General features: G+C 65.1%; 17 protein-coding genes. 13 read left to right on the top strand and 4 right to left on the bottom strand.

Features of this window, described 5'->3' with window-relative positions; all coding sequences use genetic code 11:
* Positions 1-227: 227 nt before the first annotated feature.
* The gene (locus tag ACP7EY_RS21020) at positions 228-1,928 is read right to left on the bottom strand and encodes an MFS transporter (RefSeq protein WP_426197088.1); all 1,701 of its coding nucleotides are present in this window, start codon (positions 1,926-1,928) and stop codon (positions 228-230) included.
* A 265-nt stretch (positions 1,929-2,193) separates the two neighbouring features.
* On the opposite strand from ACP7EY_RS21020, the gene ACP7EY_RS21015 reads away from it, so the two are divergent.
* From ACP7EY_RS21015 to ACP7EY_RS20995, 5 genes are all read left to right on the top strand, one after another.
* A complete protein-coding gene (locus tag ACP7EY_RS21015; protein ID WP_426197086.1) occupies positions 2,194-3,372 on the top strand; it encodes an acetyl-CoA C-acyltransferase in 1,179 nt (392 codons plus the stop codon).
* Positions 3,373-3,525: 153 nt separating this feature from the next.
* Positions 3,526-5,382 (top strand): acyl-CoA dehydrogenase, encoded by a 1,857-nt coding sequence (locus ACP7EY_RS21010; protein WP_426197120.1) that lies wholly within the window; start codon positions 3,526-3,528, stop codon positions 5,380-5,382.
* 30 nt (positions 5,383-5,412) lie between these two features.
* Positions 5,413-5,715 (top strand): Dabb family protein, encoded by a 303-nt coding sequence (locus tag ACP7EY_RS21005; RefSeq protein WP_426197084.1) that lies wholly within the window; start codon positions 5,413-5,415, stop codon positions 5,713-5,715.
* Position 5,716: 1 nt separating this feature from the next.
* Positions 5,717-6,499: an SDR family oxidoreductase gene (locus ACP7EY_RS21000; RefSeq protein ID WP_426197082.1), complete on the top strand. Its 783-nt coding sequence runs from the start codon at positions 5,717-5,719 to the stop codon at positions 6,497-6,499.
* Between the two features lie 13 nt (positions 6,500-6,512).
* Complete coding sequence (locus ACP7EY_RS20995) at positions 6,513-7,418, top strand: SDR family oxidoreductase (RefSeq protein WP_426197080.1); 906 nt, start codon at positions 6,513-6,515, stop codon at positions 7,416-7,418.
* A gap of 178 nt (positions 7,419-7,596) precedes the next feature.
* On the opposite strand, the gene ACP7EY_RS20990 is transcribed toward ACP7EY_RS20995, so the two are convergent.
* From ACP7EY_RS20990 to ACP7EY_RS20980, 3 genes are read right to left on the bottom strand one after another with little or no spacing between them, the layout of a single operon-like run.
* Complete coding sequence (locus ACP7EY_RS20990) at positions 7,597-8,331, bottom strand: NRDE family protein (protein ID WP_426197078.1); 735 nt, start codon at positions 8,329-8,331, stop codon at positions 7,597-7,599.
* Positions 8,322-8,624: a DUF4936 family protein gene (locus ACP7EY_RS20985; protein WP_426197076.1), complete on the bottom strand. Its 303-nt coding sequence runs from the start codon at positions 8,622-8,624 to the stop codon at positions 8,322-8,324. The genes ACP7EY_RS20990 and ACP7EY_RS20985 overlap by 10 nt, the downstream gene beginning before the upstream one ends.
* 3 nt (positions 8,625-8,627) lie before the next feature.
* Positions 8,628-9,692, bottom strand: a complete 1,065-nt coding sequence (locus ACP7EY_RS20980; RefSeq protein ID WP_426197075.1) for a YgfZ/GcvT domain-containing protein — start codon at positions 9,690-9,692, stop codon at positions 8,628-8,630.
* 102 nt (positions 9,693-9,794) lie between these two features.
* Here ACP7EY_RS20980 and mltG point away from each other — a divergent pair, with 102 nt between their 5' ends.
* The 8 genes from mltG (at position 9,795) to ACP7EY_RS20940 (ending at position 16,079) form a co-directional block, all read left to right on the top strand.
* Complete coding sequence (gene mltG / locus ACP7EY_RS20975; RefSeq protein WP_426197073.1) at positions 9,795-10,781, top strand: endolytic transglycosylase MltG; 987 nt, start codon at positions 9,795-9,797, stop codon at positions 10,779-10,781.
* Positions 10,782-10,787: 6 nt separating this feature from the next.
* Positions 10,788-11,432 carry a dTMP kinase gene (gene tmk, locus ACP7EY_RS20970; protein ID WP_426197071.1) on the top strand — a complete coding sequence of 215 codons (645 nt, stop codon included), beginning with the start codon at positions 10,788-10,790 and terminating at the stop codon, positions 11,430-11,432.
* Positions 11,433-11,498: 66 nt separating this feature from the next.
* Positions 11,499-12,536, top strand: coding sequence for a DNA polymerase III subunit delta' (gene holB, locus ACP7EY_RS20965; RefSeq protein WP_426197069.1), 1,038 nt, complete (start codon positions 11,499-11,501; stop codon positions 12,534-12,536).
* 19 nt (positions 12,537-12,555) lie between these two features.
* Complete coding sequence (locus ACP7EY_RS20960) at positions 12,556-12,933, top strand: PilZ domain-containing protein (protein ID WP_426197067.1); 378 nt, start codon at positions 12,556-12,558, stop codon at positions 12,931-12,933.
* A 48-nt stretch (positions 12,934-12,981) separates the two neighbouring features.
* Positions 12,982-13,500 carry a GNAT family N-acetyltransferase gene (locus ACP7EY_RS20955; RefSeq protein ID WP_426197065.1) on the top strand — a complete coding sequence of 173 codons (519 nt, stop codon included), beginning with the start codon at positions 12,982-12,984 and terminating at the stop codon, positions 13,498-13,500.
* 47 nt (positions 13,501-13,547) lie between these two features.
* The gene (locus ACP7EY_RS20950; RefSeq protein WP_426197063.1) at positions 13,548-14,327 is read left to right on the top strand and encodes a TatD family hydrolase; all 780 of its coding nucleotides are present in this window, start codon (positions 13,548-13,550) and stop codon (positions 14,325-14,327) included.
* A 34-nt stretch (positions 14,328-14,361) separates the two neighbouring features.
* Positions 14,362-15,006: an ankyrin repeat domain-containing protein gene (locus ACP7EY_RS20945; RefSeq protein WP_426197061.1), complete on the top strand. Its 645-nt coding sequence runs from the start codon at positions 14,362-14,364 to the stop codon at positions 15,004-15,006.
* A gap of 143 nt (positions 15,007-15,149) precedes the next feature.
* Positions 15,150-16,079, top strand: a complete 930-nt coding sequence (locus tag ACP7EY_RS20940; protein WP_426197059.1) for a methyltransferase domain-containing protein — start codon at positions 15,150-15,152, stop codon at positions 16,077-16,079.
* Positions 16,080-16,092 lie beyond the last annotated feature (13 nt).

The raw sequence follows: 16,092 nt of genomic DNA, 5'->3' as shown, positions 1-16,092 counted from the left end.
AGCTGATGCCCGCACGGGCATGCCCAACACCCCGCACGAGCGCCGCCGCGCCTGCAAGGCTTGTGCGGCGACGCCGACAAGAACCCGCAACAGCCAGCACCGGCTCGCACCGCAAGGCAGGGGCATCACGCCTGCGTAGGCGCGATGCCGAATGGACGAAAAAAATGCCGCTGTCGCCAGCGGCATTTTTATTATTTCTAACTAATTACGACAAACTGGCACCCGATTTAATCGGCGGCGTAGATGTCGTTGTCTTTGGTTTCACGAACGAACAGGCCACCGATGACGACCGTGATCAGGGCGATGATGATCGGATACCACAGGCCATAATAAATGTCGCCCTTGAAGGCCACCATCGCGAACGTGATGGTAGGCAGCAGGCCGCCGAACCAGCCGTTACCGATGTGGTATGGCAGCGACATCGAGGTGTAGCGGATGCGGGTCGGGAACATTTCAACCAGCATGGCGGCGATCGGACCGTACACCATGGTGACGTACAGCACCAGGATGAACAGGAACAATACCGTCATCGGCTTGTTGATCTGAGCCGGATCGGCCTTGGCGGGATAGCCGGCCGCTTTGACGGCGCCGCCCACTTCAGCTTTCAGCGCAGCTTCCTGCTTCTTGCTGGCGGCGTCGAAGTTCAGGCCGGCGGCGTCCATGCTGGCGTTGAACGAGGTGATGACCTTGTCGCCGACCTTGACGGTGGCGATGGTGCCAGCGGGCGCGTCCTGCCGGGTGTAGTTGACCGAGGCGCCCGTCAGGATGCCGGTGGCGATGTCGCACGAGGACGGGAACTTGGCGGTACCGGTGGGGTTGAACTGGAAGTTGCAGGTTGCCGGATCGGCCACCACGGTCACTGGCGAGTTTTTCAGAGCCGTTTCCAGCGCCGGGTTGGCGTAGTGGGTGATGGCGCCGAAGATCGGGAAGTACGTGGCAGCGGCGATCAGGCAACCGCCCAGGATGATCCACTTGCGGCCGATTTTATCGGACAGGCTGCCGAAAATGACGAAGAACGGCGTCGCCAGGGCCAGCGCGATGGCGATCAGGATGTTGGCGGTGGGGCCATCGACCTTGAGCGTCTGGGTCAGGAAGAACAGGGCGTAGAACTGGCCCGTGTACCACACCACTGCCTGGCCCATGGTCAGGCCGACCAGCGCCAGGAACACGATCTTGGCGTTGCGCGGTTGCAGGAACGATTCGGTAAGCGGCGCCTTCGAAGTTTTGCCTTCGGCCTTCATCTTGGTGAAGGCGGGCGACTCGTTCATCGACAGGCGGATCCAGACGGACACGCCGAGCAGCAGCACCGACACCAGGAACGGCACGCGCCAGCCCCAGGCCTGGAAGGCGTCTTCGCCCATGGCCGTACGGGTGCCGAGAATGACCAGCAGCGACAGGAACAGGCCCATCGTGGCGGTGGTCTGGATCCACGAGGTGAAGAAGCCCCGCTTGCCTTCCGGCGCATGTTCGGCGACGTAGGTGGCGGCGCCACCGTATTCGCCACCCAGGGCCAGGCCCTGCAGCACGCGCAGCGACACCAGGATGATCGGTGCGGCGATGCCGATTGCATCATAGTTTGGCAGCAGGCCGACGATGAAGGTGGAGGCGCCCATGATCAGGATGGTGATCAGGAAGGTGTATTTGCGGCCGATCATGTCGCCCAGGCGACCGAACACCAGCGCGCCGAACGGGCGCACGATGAAGCCGGCGGCGAAGGTGAGCAGCGCAAAAATGAAGGAGGTGGTGGGGTCGCCCTTGAAGAATTGTTTGCCGATGATGGCGGCGAGCGAGCCGTACAGATAAAAATCGTACCATTCGAAAACGGTGCCGAGTGAGGACGCGAAAATGACCTTGCGTTCTTCCTTGGTCATGCCTGCGGACGTTGCTGCTTTGTGTCCGCCAGCGGTCATGCCGGGTGTGGTTGCCATGCTTGTCTCCGATTATGTAATTTTAGAAGCATTTGCCGGCCCCATATTTTTTCAATCGTAACTATTGAACAAGGGGTCCGTCGATTCGCAGTGTGTACCGCGAACCTTACGACAAGCTTGCACGGCCTCCGCTTGACTCTCACATCATCGTCCGACACGATTCAGACCCCGCCACGGGCCGATTTGTTCCGCAATTATTTTGCGAACGACCGTACTTAATTGTGCTATTCTCATTTGAAAATATTCCCACATCCAGGAGACTTGTATGCTTGACGCTGTCATCGTATCGACTGCCCGCACGGGCTTGGCCAAATCGTGGAAGGGCGGGTTCAACATGACCCACGGCGCCACGCTGGGCGGCCACGTGCTGGCCGCCGCCATCGAGCGGGCCGGCATCGCCCCCGGTGACCTTGAGGACGTGATCATCGGCTGCGCCAACCCGGAAGGCGCCACCGGCGCCAACATCGGCCGCCAGATCGCCCTGCGCGCCGGTTGCCCCGTCTCGGTGCCCGGCATGACGGTCAACCGCTTCTGTTCCTCCGGCCTGCAGACGATCGCCCTGGCGGCCCAGCGCATCATTGCCGGTGAGGGCGATGTGTTCGCCGCTGGCGGCGTCGAATCGATCTCGTGCGTGCAGCAGGAAATGAACCGCCACATGCTCGCCGAAGTGTGGCTCAAGCAGCACAAGCCGGCCCTGTACTGGCCCATGCTGCAAACGGCCGAGACGGTGGCCCAGCGCTACGGCATCAGCCGCGAGCGCCAGGATGCCTACGGCGTACAAAGCCAGCAGCGCGCCTCGGAGGCGCGCGCCAACGGCCGCTTCGACCGCGAAATCGTGCCACTGACCACCATCATGGGCGTGGCCGACAAGGCCAGCGGCATGCTGCTCACGCGCGAAGTGACGGTGTCGTCCGACGAAGGCATCCGCGAAGACACCACGCTCGAGGGCGTGGCGAAGATCCGGCCGGCACAAGCGGGCGGCGTCATTACCGCCGGCAACGCCAGCCAGTTTTCCGACGGCGCCTCGGTGGCCATCGTGATGCGCGGCGACCTCGCGCGTGATCGCGGCATCGCCCCGCTGGGGGTGTTCCGCGGCTTCGCCGTGGCCGGCTGCGAGCCCGACGAAATGGGCATCGGCCCCGTCTACGCGGTGCCCAAGCTGCTCAAGCGGGCGGGCCTGGCCGTGTCCGACATCGGCCTGTGGGAACTGAACGAGGCTTTCGCGGTCCAGGTGCTGTACTGCGCCGACACCCTGGGCATCCCCATGGACCGGCTCAACGTCAACGGCGGCGCGATTGCCGTCGGCCATCCTTACGGCGTGTCAGGCGCCCGCCTGGTGGGCCACGCGCTGATCGAAGGCAAGCGGCGCGGCGTCAAATACGTGGTGGTAACGATGTGCATCGGCGGCGGCCAGGGCGCTGCCGGCCTGTTCGAGGTGCTCTGATCCCACCCGTGCAGGCGCTCGCGCCTGCAGGAGTGCGCCGGGCGCCTGCGTGCCCGGCGCTTGTGCGCCAGGCACGTTTGCCGGCCTGGTGCTAACGCCGTTTTTCCGCGAGCCGCCATGTCCTCGACCGTTTCTCCCACCGTGTCTCCCGCCATCTCCTCGACCATTCTTTCCCGCCGCGACCTCGACTTCCTGCTGTTCGAATGGCTGGCCGTCGAGACGCTGACCGAGCGCCCCCGTTTCGCCGACCACAGCCGCGAAACCTTCGGCGCCGCCATCGACATCGCCCAGCAGATCGCCACCGACCTGTTCGCCCCCCACAACAAGCTCGCCGACAAGGACGAGCCCAGCTTCGACGGCGCCACCGTCACCATGATTGCCCAGGTCAAGGTGGCGCTCGACACCTACAGCGCCGCCGGGCTGATGGCGGCCGGCCAGGACTATGAAGCGGGCGGCATGCAGTTGCCGTCGGTGGTGGAAAAAGCTGTTGCCGCCTGGTTCACGGCGGCCAATGTGGCCACCTCGGCGTATATCTTCCTCACCATCGCCAACGCCAACACCCTGCTCAAGACGGGCACGCCGCGCCAGGTCGCGCAGTTCGTCAAGCCGATGTTCGCCGGTGAATTCTTCGGCACCATGTGCTTGTCCGAGCCGCAGGCGGGCTCGAGCCTGTCGGACATCACGACGCGCGCCACGCCCGATCCTGTCGACGGCCCCGACGGCGAGCGCCAGTACCGCCTGACCGGCAACAAGATGTGGATTTCCGCGGGCGAGCACGAGCTCGCTGGCAACATCGTCCACCTGGTGCTGGCCAAGATTCCCGGCCCGGACGGCAAGCTGATCCCCGGCACGCGGGGCATCTCACTGTTCATCGTGCCGAAATTCCTGCTCGACGAGCACGGCAAACCGGCCGCGCGCAACGACGTCGTGCTGGCCGGCCTGAACCACAAGATGGGGAACCGCGGCACCACCAATTGCCTGCTCAACTTCGGCGAAGGCAAATTTACGCCGCAGGGCAAGGCGGGCGCCATCGGCTACCTGGTCGGCAATGCCCACCAGGGCCTGGCGAACATGTTTCACATGATGAACGAAGCGCGCATCGGCGTCGGCCTGGGCGCTGCCGTGCTGGGCGTGACGGGCTACCTGCACGCGCTCGATTACGCCCGCAACCGCCCCCAGGGCCGCCACCCGGCCGAGAAGGACCCGGCCCGGCTGCCGCTGGCGATCATCGCCCACACCGATGTGCGGCGCATGCTGCTGGCGCAAAAAGCCTACGTGGAAGGGGCGCTGGGCCTGGTGCTGTACTGCGCCCGCCTGGTTGACGAGCAGAACACGGCGCCCACCCCCGAGGCGCGGCACGGCGCCGGCCAGTTACTCGACTTTCTCACGCCGATCGCCAAGTCCTGGCCCTCGCAATGGTGCGTCGAGGCGAACAGCCTGGCCATTCAGGTCCACGGCGGCTACGGCTACACCCGTGAATACAATGTCGAGCAGTTCTATCGCGACAACCGCCTCAACCCCATCCACGAGGGCACCCACGGCATCCACGGGCTCGATTTGCTGGGCCGCAAGGTGCGAATCGACGACGGCGCCCTGTTCAAGGCCGTCGGCGCGGCGCTCGCCGCCAGCATCGCCGCCGTGCGCGCCGAGGCGGTCACCGAACTGCTGCCGTATGCCGAGCAGCTCGAAGCGGCCTGGGCTTCGCTGGCGACGGTCACCGCCGCACTGTACGGCACGGGCGACCTGAACAAGACGCTGGCCAACGCCAGCCTCTACCTGGAAGCGGCCGGCCACATCGTCGTCGCCTGGATCTGGCTGCAACAGGCGCAGGTGGCAGCGCGCGCGCTGGCCGCCGCCGGGCCGACCGCCACCGAACTCGATTTTTACCGCGGCAAGCTGCAAGCCTGCCGCTATTTCTTCAACTGGGAGCTGCCCAGGGTGGCGCCGCAACTGGCCCTGCTGGCCAGCATCGACACCACCACGCTCGATATGCAGGACGCCTGGTTTTAAATTAATTCGAATAACAATCAAGGAGACAACATGCTTAAACACATCGTCATGTGGAAATTGAAGGAGCACGCCGAGGGGGCCGACCGCGCCGCCAACGCCGTCGAGATGAAGCGCCGACTCGAGCAGTGCGCCGCCATCGTGCCGGGCATCGTGCACTTCGAAGTGAGCCTGGCCCAGCCGGGCCTGGAGGCCAGCTATGACGTGGTGCTCTACTCGGAATTTACCGACAAGGCTGCGCTCGACGCCTACGCCGCCCACCCCACCCACGAGGCGGTCAAGCCCTTTATCGGCGCCGTGCGCGAAGCGCGCCAGTGCATGGATTACGAGGTCTGAGATGCGTACGACACAAAAATTATTTTCCTTGCAAGGCAAGACCGCGCTGATCACGGGCGGCTCGCGCGGCCTGGGCCTGCAGATGGCCGAAGCACTGGGCGAGCAGGGCGCGCGTATCGTCTTGTCGTCGCGCAAGCAGTCCGAACTGGACGAGGCAGTCGCCCACCTGGCCAGCCTCGGCATCGAGGCCAGCGCCTTCGCCGCCGACCTGGCCGAGGCAACGCACGTCGATGCGCTGGTGGCGCATGCCATGGCCACGCTGGGCCACATCGACATCCTGATCAATAACGCGGGCGCCACCTGGGGCGCGCCCGCCGAAGCGCACCCGGTGGAAGCGTGGGACAAGGTGATGAACCTGAACGTGCGCAGCATTTTCCTGATGAGCCAAGCGGTGGGCAAGGCTTCGATGATTCCGCGCGGCTATGGCCGGATCATCAATATCGCCTCCATCGCGGGCTTGTCCGGCAATCCGCCGGGCACCATGAAAACCATCGCCTACAACACCTCGAAGGCGGCGGTCATCAACTTTACCCGCACCCTGGCGGGCGAATGGGGCGCCTACGGCATCACCGTCAACGCCATCGCGCCCGGCTTTTTCCCGTCAAAAATGACCAAGGGGGTGCTGGCCGCCCTCGGCGAAGAGCAGCTTGCGCGCGGCGCCCCGCTGGGCCGCATCGGCGACGCCGAAGACATGAAAGGGGCCACCATCCTGTTCGCATCGGATGCTGGCAAGCACATTACCGGCCAGACCCTGGCCATCGACGGCGGCGTGTCCGCCGTCTGAGGAGAAACAAACCATGCAAAATTTCAGTGGCAAAGTGGCTGTCATCACGGGCGGCGCCAGTGGCCTGGGCCGTGAATTCGCCCTGCACGCGCACAGCCTGGGCATGAAACTGGTGCTGGCCGATGTACAACTCGACACCCTCGAGCAGACCGGGGCCGAACTGGCCGCCGCCGGCGCCGAAGTCATCACGCAAGTGTGCGACGTGCGCAAGGGCGAGCAGGTGCAGGCGCTGGCCGACGCCACCATGGCCCGCTACGGCGCCGTGCACCTGCTGTTTAATAATGCCGGCGTGGGCTCGGGCGGACTGATCTGGGAAAACTCCGTCGCCGACTGGGAATGGGTGCTGGGCGTCAATCTCTGGGGCGTCATCCACGGCGTGCGCGTGTTCACGCCGCTGATGCTCGCCTGCGCCGCCAGCGAGCCCGGCTACCAGGGCCATATCGTCAACACCGCTTCGATGGCCGGGCTGCTCAATGCCCCCACGATGGGCGTCTACAATGTGTCGAAACACGCGGTGGTAAGCCTGAGCGAAACCCTGTACCACGATTTGCAACTGGTCGAAGCGCCCATCGGCGCCTCCGTCCTGTGCCCGTATTTTGTGCCGACCGGGATTTCGCAATCGCACCGCAACCGCCCGGCCGACGTCAAGATGACGGCCGGCCCCACCGCCAGCCAGATGGCGGCGCAGGCGATGACGGTCAAGGCGGTCGAGTCGGGCAAGGTGTCGGCCGGCGACGTGGCCCGCCTGACCTTCGAGGCGATCGCGGACGGCCAGTTCTACATCTACTCGCACCCGGGCGCGCTGGGCCACGTGGGCACGCGCATGGAAGACATCGTGCACGGCAGGAATCCGGCCGACCCCTACGCCGCCACCCCGCATATCCGCGACATGCTGCGGGCGAAGATGCGTCAGGCCTGAAAGGCCTGACGGGCCTAAGAGGCCTGACGGGCCTAAGAGGCCTGACGGGCCTAAGAGGCCTGACGGGCCTGAGAGCCCTGACGGGCCTGAGAGCCCTGACGGGCCTGAGAGGCCTGACGGGCCTGAGAAGCCTGACGGGCCTGAAAGCTCTGACGGGCTCGACGGCTTCAGCCCCCGCCTACTGCAGCACTTTTTCGTGCAGCCGGGGCGGGGCGTCGGCATACAGCGTCACCACCGTCGAGGTGCGGGTACCGTAGCCGGGCGACTCGATGCAGACAGCCGACAAGGTGCGCTCGAGACCGATGTCGATGCCGGTGTCGGGCAGGCGCAGGTCAGGCGCGCGCGTGGTGTCGGACAGCATCTCGAAATACGCCGCCTCGGGCGCCCCCTGGCACAGCAGGCTGGCGAACTGCGCCTTGGTGCGCACCACCTTCGGCCATGGCGCGTCCAGAAGGCCATTCGAAATGCCGTAGATGCCGGGCGCCAGCGGCTGGCCGTTGCGGCTGTCCCCCTGCGCCCGGTTCGAGTACCAGTACAAGCCGTGGCGGTCGCCCAGCACCAGGTTAAAGCCGTTGTAGCCCGGGGCGGTGGCGGCGATGCTGGCGAGATAGTCGGGAGCGGACAGCCCGCCGGCCAGGAAATCGGCCACCAGTGCACCGCGCGAGGGCGCATCAGGCCGGCGCTCGCCCGGGGCGCGGATATTCGTCAGTGCGGCAAAGCGCCCGCCCGCCTCTTGCGTGGTGATGCCCATCCAGCTGCCGCCCCCCTGCAGGTCGCGGCCGGCGTAGATGGCGGGGTGTTCCGGCCACGGCGCGGCGGCGCGGGCGGGGCGGTCATAGAACTCGTCGCGGTTGGCGCACGCCACCAGCGGCGCACCGGGCACCACTTGCCAGGCAAAAACAATCAGGCACATGGGGCAGCTTCCATCGGGGCCAGATCGGTAAATATTTCAGTGTGGCGGTCGCCGATCCCCGCCGCCGCCAGCGCAGCCGCGGCCACGGCTGCGGCGAGCTCGTCAAGAAACGCGGGCGCCACCGCCGGATAGACTTCCATCCAGGTCTGGCGGCCGTCGCTGGAACCGGGCCGCCGCTTGAGCTGGCCCCGGCCCAGGCCCGCCTGCATGGCGCCCACGCGCGCGCGCAGGGTCGGCGCATCGGCGTCGGCCACCTGGTAATACACGTACAGGTCGATGGAGCCGGTGGACATGGCTCAGACCTCGATGGCGTCGAGCGGGTAGGGCATGGTGAGAAAGCGCAGCACGGGGCCGCCAGGCGCGCCCAGGTGCACGGCGGCGCCGTCCAGCACCGCCAGTTTCAGCTCGACCAGCACATCGACCCCGTCGCCGTTGCCATTGGGCTGGGCGTTGACGATCATGCCGCAGGGCTGGCCGGGATCGCTGTCGGCGAACACCTCGTCACCCGCCTGCGCCTGCGCGCCGATGCTGGCCAGCGCGGTGCGGCGCTTGAGCTTGCCCAGGTACTGGCTGCGGGCGACGATTTCCTGGCCCGGATAGCAGCCTTTTTTGAAGTTGACCCCGCCCAGCAGCTCGAAATTGACCATTTGCGGCACGAACTGGTCCTGGGTTTTCACGGTGATCAGCGGCACCCCCGCGTGGATCGACGACAGGGCCCAGGCCTGGTCGCCGCCGAACGCCAGGCGCGCGCGCAGGCCGTCGATGGCGGCGCGGGCGGCGCTGGCGGTGGTCAGCCACAGGAACCGGGGGGCGCCGAAGGCGTCGGCCACCCGGATCACGGTGCCCGCGTCCGAGTCGTTTTTGCCGTAGGGGCCGCCAGGCAGCACGCCCAGTACCTCGCGCAGGGCCGCTTCCGCGCCCGCGCCACCCACGCCCAGCGTGACCACGCCTTCGCCCGCGTCGCGCAGTCGCGCCTTGGCGCGCATGACGAACATCGACAGGCGCTTTTGCAAACTCGCCTGCAGCTCGCGCGGCAGCAACAGGAACACGGTCTCAGGCGAACGCCAGGCCAGCATGCTTGCCTGCAGACGGCCTTTCGGCGAGCAATAGCCGGCCAGCCGCGCTTCGCCCGTGCCCAGGTGCAGCACATCGTTGGTCAGCTGATTGTGCAGGAAGCTGGCGGCATCGTCGCCGTCGACGCCGATCAGGCCCAGGCCGTCGATGACGGCGACAAAGCCGGCCGCCAGCTGCGCCGCGTCCAGCGGGGCAGCGCAGGCGGGCGCAGGCACGGTATCATCGCCGCCTGCGGGGTCGCGCGGGCCTGCCAGATGTTCCGTCAGGTAATCATTCCAGTGATCCATATTTTCCTGAATACTTTCTATGTAAAGCATTATCATTGTGGGTTCATTATAAAGATGTCGCGCCAATCGCGCCGGACACCCCCCGAAACCAAAAGAACACGCATGGGCTTCATTAAAAAACTTCTCGTCACAGGCACTGTGGCCGCCGCGCTCGGCGCGGTCGCCTTCAGCTGGTGGGCCAAGCAGCCCTTGACCAGTGGCGGCGCGCCGCTGCCGTTCACCGTGCTCGCCGGCAGCAGCGTGGGCGCCGCCTCGCAGCAGATTGCCGAGGCGGGCGTTCCGCTCAATCCCTGGCTGTTTTCCGTGCTGGCGCGGATCACCCAGAAAGCGGGCCGCATCAAGGCCGGCAGTTATGAGCTCAAGCCGGGCAGTTCGCCCCGGCGCCTGCTCGACCAGCTCGTGCGCGGTGAATTCGCGCAGGAATCGCTGACCATCATCGAAGGCTGGACCTTCCGCCAGATGCGCGCGGCGGTGGCCGCCAACGAGGGGCTGCGCCACGAAACGGTGAATTTGTCCGACGCCGAGCTGATGAGCAAACTGTCGTCCGACTTCAAGGTGCCGGAAGGCCTGTTTTTCCCGGACACCTATTTGTTCGCCAAGGGCTCGCCCGACATGCAGATCTACAAGCAGGCGCACGCGATGTTGCTGTCGCAACTAGACACTGCCTGGAAAAAACGCGACCCCAGCTTGCCCTACATCACGCCCTACCAGGCGCTGACGATGGCCTCGATTGTCGAAAAAGAAACTGGGCAGAAGTCCGAGCGGGCCATGATCGCCGGCGTGTTCGTCAACCGCCTGAAAACCGGCATGCTGCTGCAAACCGACCCCACCGTCATCTACGGCATGGGCGCCAAGTACACGGGGCGCATCCGCAAGCGCGACCTGGAAACGGACACCCCGTACAATACCTATACGCGGGGCGGCTTGCCGCCCACGCCGATTGCCCTGCCGGGGCGCGAGTCGCTCGAAGCAGCCTTGCAGCCGGCCCAGACGGCCGCCCTGTATTTCGTCTCGCGGGGCGATGGCACCAGCAAGTTTTCCACCAATCTGAACGAGCATAACAACGCCGTCAACCGATTCCAACGCTAAGTACGCATGACAAGTCATTTATCAGCATCGACCGCGCTGCCGGGCAAATTCATCACCTTTGAAGGGATCGACGGCGCCGGCAAGTCGACCCACATCGACTTCGTCGCCGACTTGCTCAAGGCGCACGGCAAAACCGTCGTCAGTTCACGCGAGCCGGGCGGCACCCCGCTGGGCGAGGCCTTGCGCGAAGTGCTGCTGCATCAGAAGATGCACCTGGAAACCGAGGCGCTGCTGATGTTCGCCAGCCGCCGCGAGCACCTGGCCCAGGTCATCGAGCCGGCCCTGCAGCGTGGCGACTGGGTCATTTCCGACCGCTTCAGCGACGCCAGTTTCGCCTACCAGGGCGGGGGGCGCGGTCTCGACGTGGCCAAGCTCGAAGCGCTCGAGCAGTGGGTCCATCCGCACCTGCAGCCGGCGCTGACGCTGCTGTTCGATGTGCCGCTCGACATCGCCCGCGCCCGCCTCGACGCCACCCGCACGCTCGACAAGTTCGAGCAGGAGCAAACCACGTTTTTCGCCAACTGCCGCCAGGAATACCTGCGCCGCGCCGCCCAGTTTCCCGACCGCATCGTGGTGGTCGACTCGACCAGGAGCATCGCCGACACCCGCGCGCGCCTCACCGCCATTATTGAGAACTTACTTGAACTGTAATCGGCGCGCCCGCTTTTCGGCTTCGCGCAGTACATTCAAAACAGGTCGCAAGTGATTGAATCGATTATGAATAGCAGCATCTATCCCTGGCACGCAGGCGCCTGGCAACAACTTCAAGTCTTGCGTGAACGTTTGCCGCATGCGCTGCTGTTTCATGGCGAAGCGGGCACGGGCAAGGCCCACTTCATCGAGGCCTTTGCCCAGTCGCTGCTGTGCGAAAACGTCCGGCCGGACGGCTTTGCCTGCGGCACCTGCGCCTCCTGCGGCTGGTTCGTCCAGCACAATCACCCCGATTACCGCCGCGTGCGCCCGGAAGCGCTGGAAGACGACGGCGCCGGCGAAGGCGACGAGGGCGCCGACGAGGGCAAGAAGGGCAAGGCGGCCAAGACGCCGTCGAAGGACATCAAGATCGAGCAGATCCGCCAACTGGCCGATTTCATGAACATTTCCACCCACCGCCAGGGCTTGCGGGTGGTGGTGCTGTACCCGGCCGAAGCGCTCAACACGCCGGCCTCGAACGCCCTGCTGAAAACCCTGGAAGAGCCGCCGCCGGGGACCGTGTTCCTGCTGGCCTCGAACGGCCTGGACCGGCTGCTGCCCACCATCCTGTCGCGCTGCCGCAAGTTCGCCTTGCCCTTGCCCGACAACGCTGCCGGCCAGGCCTGGCTGCAACAGCAGGGCCTGGGCGCAGCCGACGCCGACAGCTGGCTGCGCGAGCAGGGCGGCGCACCGCTGGCGGCGCTGGCCCAGTCGGAGGCGGGCAACCGCGACGACCTCGAACTGCTGCTGGGCGTGCTGGCGCGCCCCAGCGCGGAAGCGGCCCTCAAACATGCCGACAAATTGAGCAAGACGGCCTTGTCGACACTGGTTTCTTGGCAGCAACGGTGGCTGTACGACCTGCTGTCCTTCAAACTGTCGGGCAGGATCCGTTACTATCCCCGCCACCAGAACGAACTTGCAGCCTTGTCCGCCACGGTGCACACTGCGAAGTTGTTGCAAGCGATCAAGAGTACCAATGAACGTCGGGCCACCTCGGACCACCCCCTGTCGCCGAAACTGTTTGTCGAAGCGATGCTGCTTGATTACACTGTAAATTGCTCCTGAGGTAGCTGAAAGGAATGGAATGACTGGCAACCCCACTGATGCGAGCGCAGCCGCGGCCCCACGGCCATCGGTATTGTCGCTTGCCATCAAGGAAAAAGCGGCCCTGTACGCCGCCTATATGCCATTCCTGAAAAACGGCGGGGTGTTCGTGCCCACTGCCAAGCCGTACAAGATCGGCGACGAAATCTACCTGATCCTGGCCCTGATGGACGACCCCAACAAGTACCCGATCGCCGGCAAGGTGGTCTGGATCACGCCGGCGGCGGCCAACAACAACAAGGCGCAGGGCATCGGCGTGCATTTTCCCGACGACGAAACGGGCCAGCGCGCCAGGCTGCGCATCGAAGAAATCCTCGGCGCCGCCCTGCGTTCCTCGCGCGCCACCCACACTTTATAGGCGCCGCCGCGGGCGCCCTCACTTTTACTGTCCTTTCCTTTCTCTCTCATGCCGTCCTACGTCCACCGCATCGCCCTTCGCTCCGACCTGCCCGCCATTGTCGAGATCTACAATTCCACCATCGCTTCGCGCGAAGTGACGGCCGACACGGAGCCGGTGAGCGTGGCCTCGCGCGAACCGTGGTTCGACGCCCACGAAAGCGATCGCCGGCCCTTGTGGGTACTCCACGCGGCCGACGACGCCAGCGCCGCGCCGGCGATTGTGGGCTGGATGTCGTACTCGAATTTCTACGGCCGCCCGGCTTACTCGGGCACGGCCGAGGTGTCGATCTATATTGCCGAGCAGTGGCGCGGCAAGGGCATCGGCAAATATTGCCTGCAAGCGGCGATCGAGCACGCGCCGCAGATCGCCGTCCATTCGCTGCTGGGCTTCATCTTTGGCCACAATGCGGCCAGCCTGGCCCTGTTCGCCAAGTTCGGTTTTGCCACCTGGGCCCATCTGCCCCGCGTCGCCAACCTCGACGGCGTCGAGCGCGACCTGATCATCGTGGGCAAGCGCGTCGACTGAGGGGCGGCGCGCTGGCGTGAACCATGGCGCCGGGCTACAATCACCCCATGTATATCGACTCCCACTGCCACATCAATTTCCCCGAGCTGGCCGCTCGCATGCCCGAACTGCTGGCCAGGATGGCCGAAAACCGCGTCACCCACGCGCTGTGCGTGTCGGTCGACCTGCCGGACTTTCCGCAAGTGCTGGCTTTGGCCGAGCAATATCCCCACATCTATGCTTCGGTCGGCGTGCACCCCGATTATGCGGACACGCCGGAACCGACCGTTGAACTGCTGGTCAAACTTGCCGACCACCCGAAAATCATCGCCATCGGGGAAACGGGGCTCGATTATTACCGGCTCGAGGGCGACCTCGAATGGCAGCGCGAACGTTTCCGAACCCACATCAAAGCATCAAGAATCACCCGTAAGCCCCTGATTATTCACACCCGCTCGGCCAGCGCGGACACCATCCGCCTGCTGCAGGAAGAGGGCGCCGGCACCGACCAGGGCGGCGTGGGCGGCGTCATGCACTGTTTTACGGAGTCGCTCGAGGTGGCCGAAGCGGCCATCGCCATGGGGTTTTATATTTCCTTTTCCGGCATCGTCACCTTTAAAAGCGCCAAGGATTTGCAGGCGGTGGCGCAAGCGGTGCCGCTCGAGCGCATGCTGATCGAGACCGACTCGCCCTACCTGGCGCCGGTGCCGTTCCGGGGCCGCATGAACGAACCCGGCTATGTACGCCACGTGGCGGAATATATCGCCACCCTGAAGGACCTGCCGCTCGACCAGGTGGCGCGCCAGACGACAGATAATTTCTTAAATCTTTTCAACGTGATGCGGTGATTATCTCATGCAAATTCTAATCAAGCGTACGGTCTTGGCCCTGCTGTTGGCGGCGCAGGCGGGCCTGGCCGGGGCCGCCCGGGCGCCCGGCACGGACGAACTGACCCGCTATTTCCGCTCCGTGCAGATGGACGACGCCAAAACGGTGCAAAAGATGATTGCCGGCCAGGTGGTCAATCCCAACCAGGCCGATCCCCGCAGCGGCGAGCCGGGCCTGATCGTGGCGCTGCGCGAAGGCGCCACCGAGGTCGCCGCCAGCCTGATCGCCTTGCCCGGCGTGGACCTGGAAGCGCAGGCGCCGAACGGCAATACCGCGCTGATGATGGCGGCTTACAAGGGCAACCGGGCGGCGGTCGAAGCGCTGCTGGCCCGGGGCGCCCGCATCAACCGGGCCGGCTGGAACGCGCTGCACTTCGCCGCCGCGGGCGGCGACGACGCCATTACGCGCTTGCTGCTGGCCAGGGGCGCGGCCGTCGACGCGCGCGCGCCGGCCGGCTTTACCGCGCTGATGCTGGCCGCCCGCGAAGGCCAGGAGGCGACGGTGACGACCCTGCTCGAAGCGGGCGCCGACACCACGCTGACCAATAGCGAGCAATTGAGCGCCGCGCAAATTGCGCTGCGGGCCGAAAAGCCCCGGATCGCCGCGGCGATTTCCCGCCATGGCGGGGCGGGGCGGTAGCGCACACCCATATTGCATCGGGCGAACTGGCAGGTAAAGACCGGCAAACTCCTCGCAATGAAGCATCGACTTACTCGCGATAATAGCCTGACGAACTGACAACCACGCTCGGCGACACCGCCGGCCTGCACCACGAGGACACCATGCTGAACGAACGCGAAATCGAGTCTTGCTACCTGGGCCAATTCATCCCGGTTCATTACCATCACAATATGCTGATGGACCAGAATCGCATGCACGGCTTCAAATCGGCGATCAACTACGCCGTCAAGCCGGGCGCCAGGGTGCTCGAACTCGGTGGTGGCACGGGCGTGCTGTCGTGGTTCGCCGCCGCCAAGGCATCGAAAGTGTGGTGCGTCGAGTTCAATCCCGACATGGTCAAGGAAGCGCGCAAGATGCTGGCGATGAACCCGAACGGCGAAAAAGTCGAAGTGGTCCATGCCGACGCCTTCGAATACCTGCCACCCGAACCCGTCGACGTGGTCATTTGCGAAATGATCCACGTGGGCATGCTGCGTGAAAAGCAGGTCGAGGTGATGGAATCGTTCAAGCGCCGCTATCTCGCCAGGTTCGGCGGGCCGCTGCCCATCTTCCTGCCCGAGGCCGTCATCATGGCGGTCCAGCCCCTGCAGCAGGAATACGACTTCGAGGGCTTTTATGCGCCCATCGTGCAATTCCAGGAAACCAACGTGATTCATCCCGGCACCATCGAACTGTCGGCGCCGGCGGTCTATAGCGTGATGGATTTCAGCCAGCCGCAAGATACCCTGGTGAGCTGGCAAGGGCAATTCCGCGTCGAAAAGGCGGGCACGCTCAACGCCCTGCGCTTCATCACCAAGAACATCCTGGCGGTGGTGGCGGAAGAATCGAGCACCATTGACTGGCTCAACCATTACATGACGATGCCGCTGGCCGATCCCTTGCCCGCGCGCGTGGGCGACATCATCGACGTCAGCTTCTCCTACCGCTGCGGCGGTTCGCTGCCCTCATTGCAGGCCAGCATGCGGGTCACCGTGGCCGTGGACGCGGCGGCGGCGATCGCCCCCGTCGGCCGCAGTCCGGTATTCGCATAAGCGGCCGGCCAAT

The organism is Massilia sp. DWR3-1-1 (assembly GCF_049898325.1).
Classification (GTDB): domain Bacteria; phylum Pseudomonadota; class Gammaproteobacteria; order Burkholderiales; family Burkholderiaceae_D; genus JAFCUW01.
This window is presented reverse-complemented; position numbering and strand designations above follow the sequence as displayed.

Excerpts from the sequence above, each read along its gene's own strand:
- ACP7EY_RS20995 (WP_426197080.1), top strand. The coding sequence starts at position 6,513 with ATGCAAAATTTCAGTGGCAAAGTGGCTGTCATCACGGGCGGCGCCAGT.
- ACP7EY_RS20940 (WP_426197059.1), top strand. The coding sequence starts at position 15,150 with ATGCTGAACGAACGCGAAATCGAGTCTTGCTACCTGGGCCAATTCATC.
- mltG (WP_426197073.1), top strand. The coding sequence starts at position 9,795 with ATGGGCTTCATTAAAAAACTTCTCGTCACAGGCACTGTGGCCGCCGCG.
- tmk (WP_426197071.1), top strand. The coding sequence starts at position 10,788 with ATGACAAGTCATTTATCAGCATCGACCGCGCTGCCGGGCAAATTCATC.
- ACP7EY_RS21005 (WP_426197084.1), top strand. The coding sequence starts at position 5,413 with ATGCTTAAACACATCGTCATGTGGAAATTGAAGGAGCACGCCGAGGGG.
- ACP7EY_RS20980 (WP_426197075.1), bottom strand. The coding sequence starts at position 9,692 with ATGGATCACTGGAATGATTACCTGACGGAACATCTGGCAGGCCCGCGC.
- ACP7EY_RS20990 (WP_426197078.1), bottom strand. The coding sequence starts at position 8,331 with ATGTGCCTGATTGTTTTTGCCTGGCAAGTGGTGCCCGGTGCGCCGCTG.
- ACP7EY_RS21000 (WP_426197082.1), top strand. The coding sequence starts at position 5,717 with ATGCGTACGACACAAAAATTATTTTCCTTGCAAGGCAAGACCGCGCTG.
- ACP7EY_RS20960 (WP_426197067.1), top strand. The coding sequence starts at position 12,556 with ATGACTGGCAACCCCACTGATGCGAGCGCAGCCGCGGCCCCACGGCCA.
- ACP7EY_RS21015 (WP_426197086.1), top strand. The coding sequence starts at position 2,194 with ATGCTTGACGCTGTCATCGTATCGACTGCCCGCACGGGCTTGGCCAAA.
- ACP7EY_RS20950 (WP_426197063.1), top strand. The coding sequence starts at position 13,548 with ATGTATATCGACTCCCACTGCCACATCAATTTCCCCGAGCTGGCCGCT.
- ACP7EY_RS21020 (WP_426197088.1), bottom strand. The coding sequence starts at position 1,928 with ATGGCAACCACACCCGGCATGACCGCTGGCGGACACAAAGCAGCAACG.
- holB (WP_426197069.1), top strand. The coding sequence starts at position 11,499 with ATGAATAGCAGCATCTATCCCTGGCACGCAGGCGCCTGGCAACAACTT.
- ACP7EY_RS20955 (WP_426197065.1), top strand. The coding sequence starts at position 12,982 with ATGCCGTCCTACGTCCACCGCATCGCCCTTCGCTCCGACCTGCCCGCC.
- ACP7EY_RS20985 (WP_426197076.1), bottom strand. The coding sequence starts at position 8,624 with ATGTCCACCGGCTCCATCGACCTGTACGTGTATTACCAGGTGGCCGAC.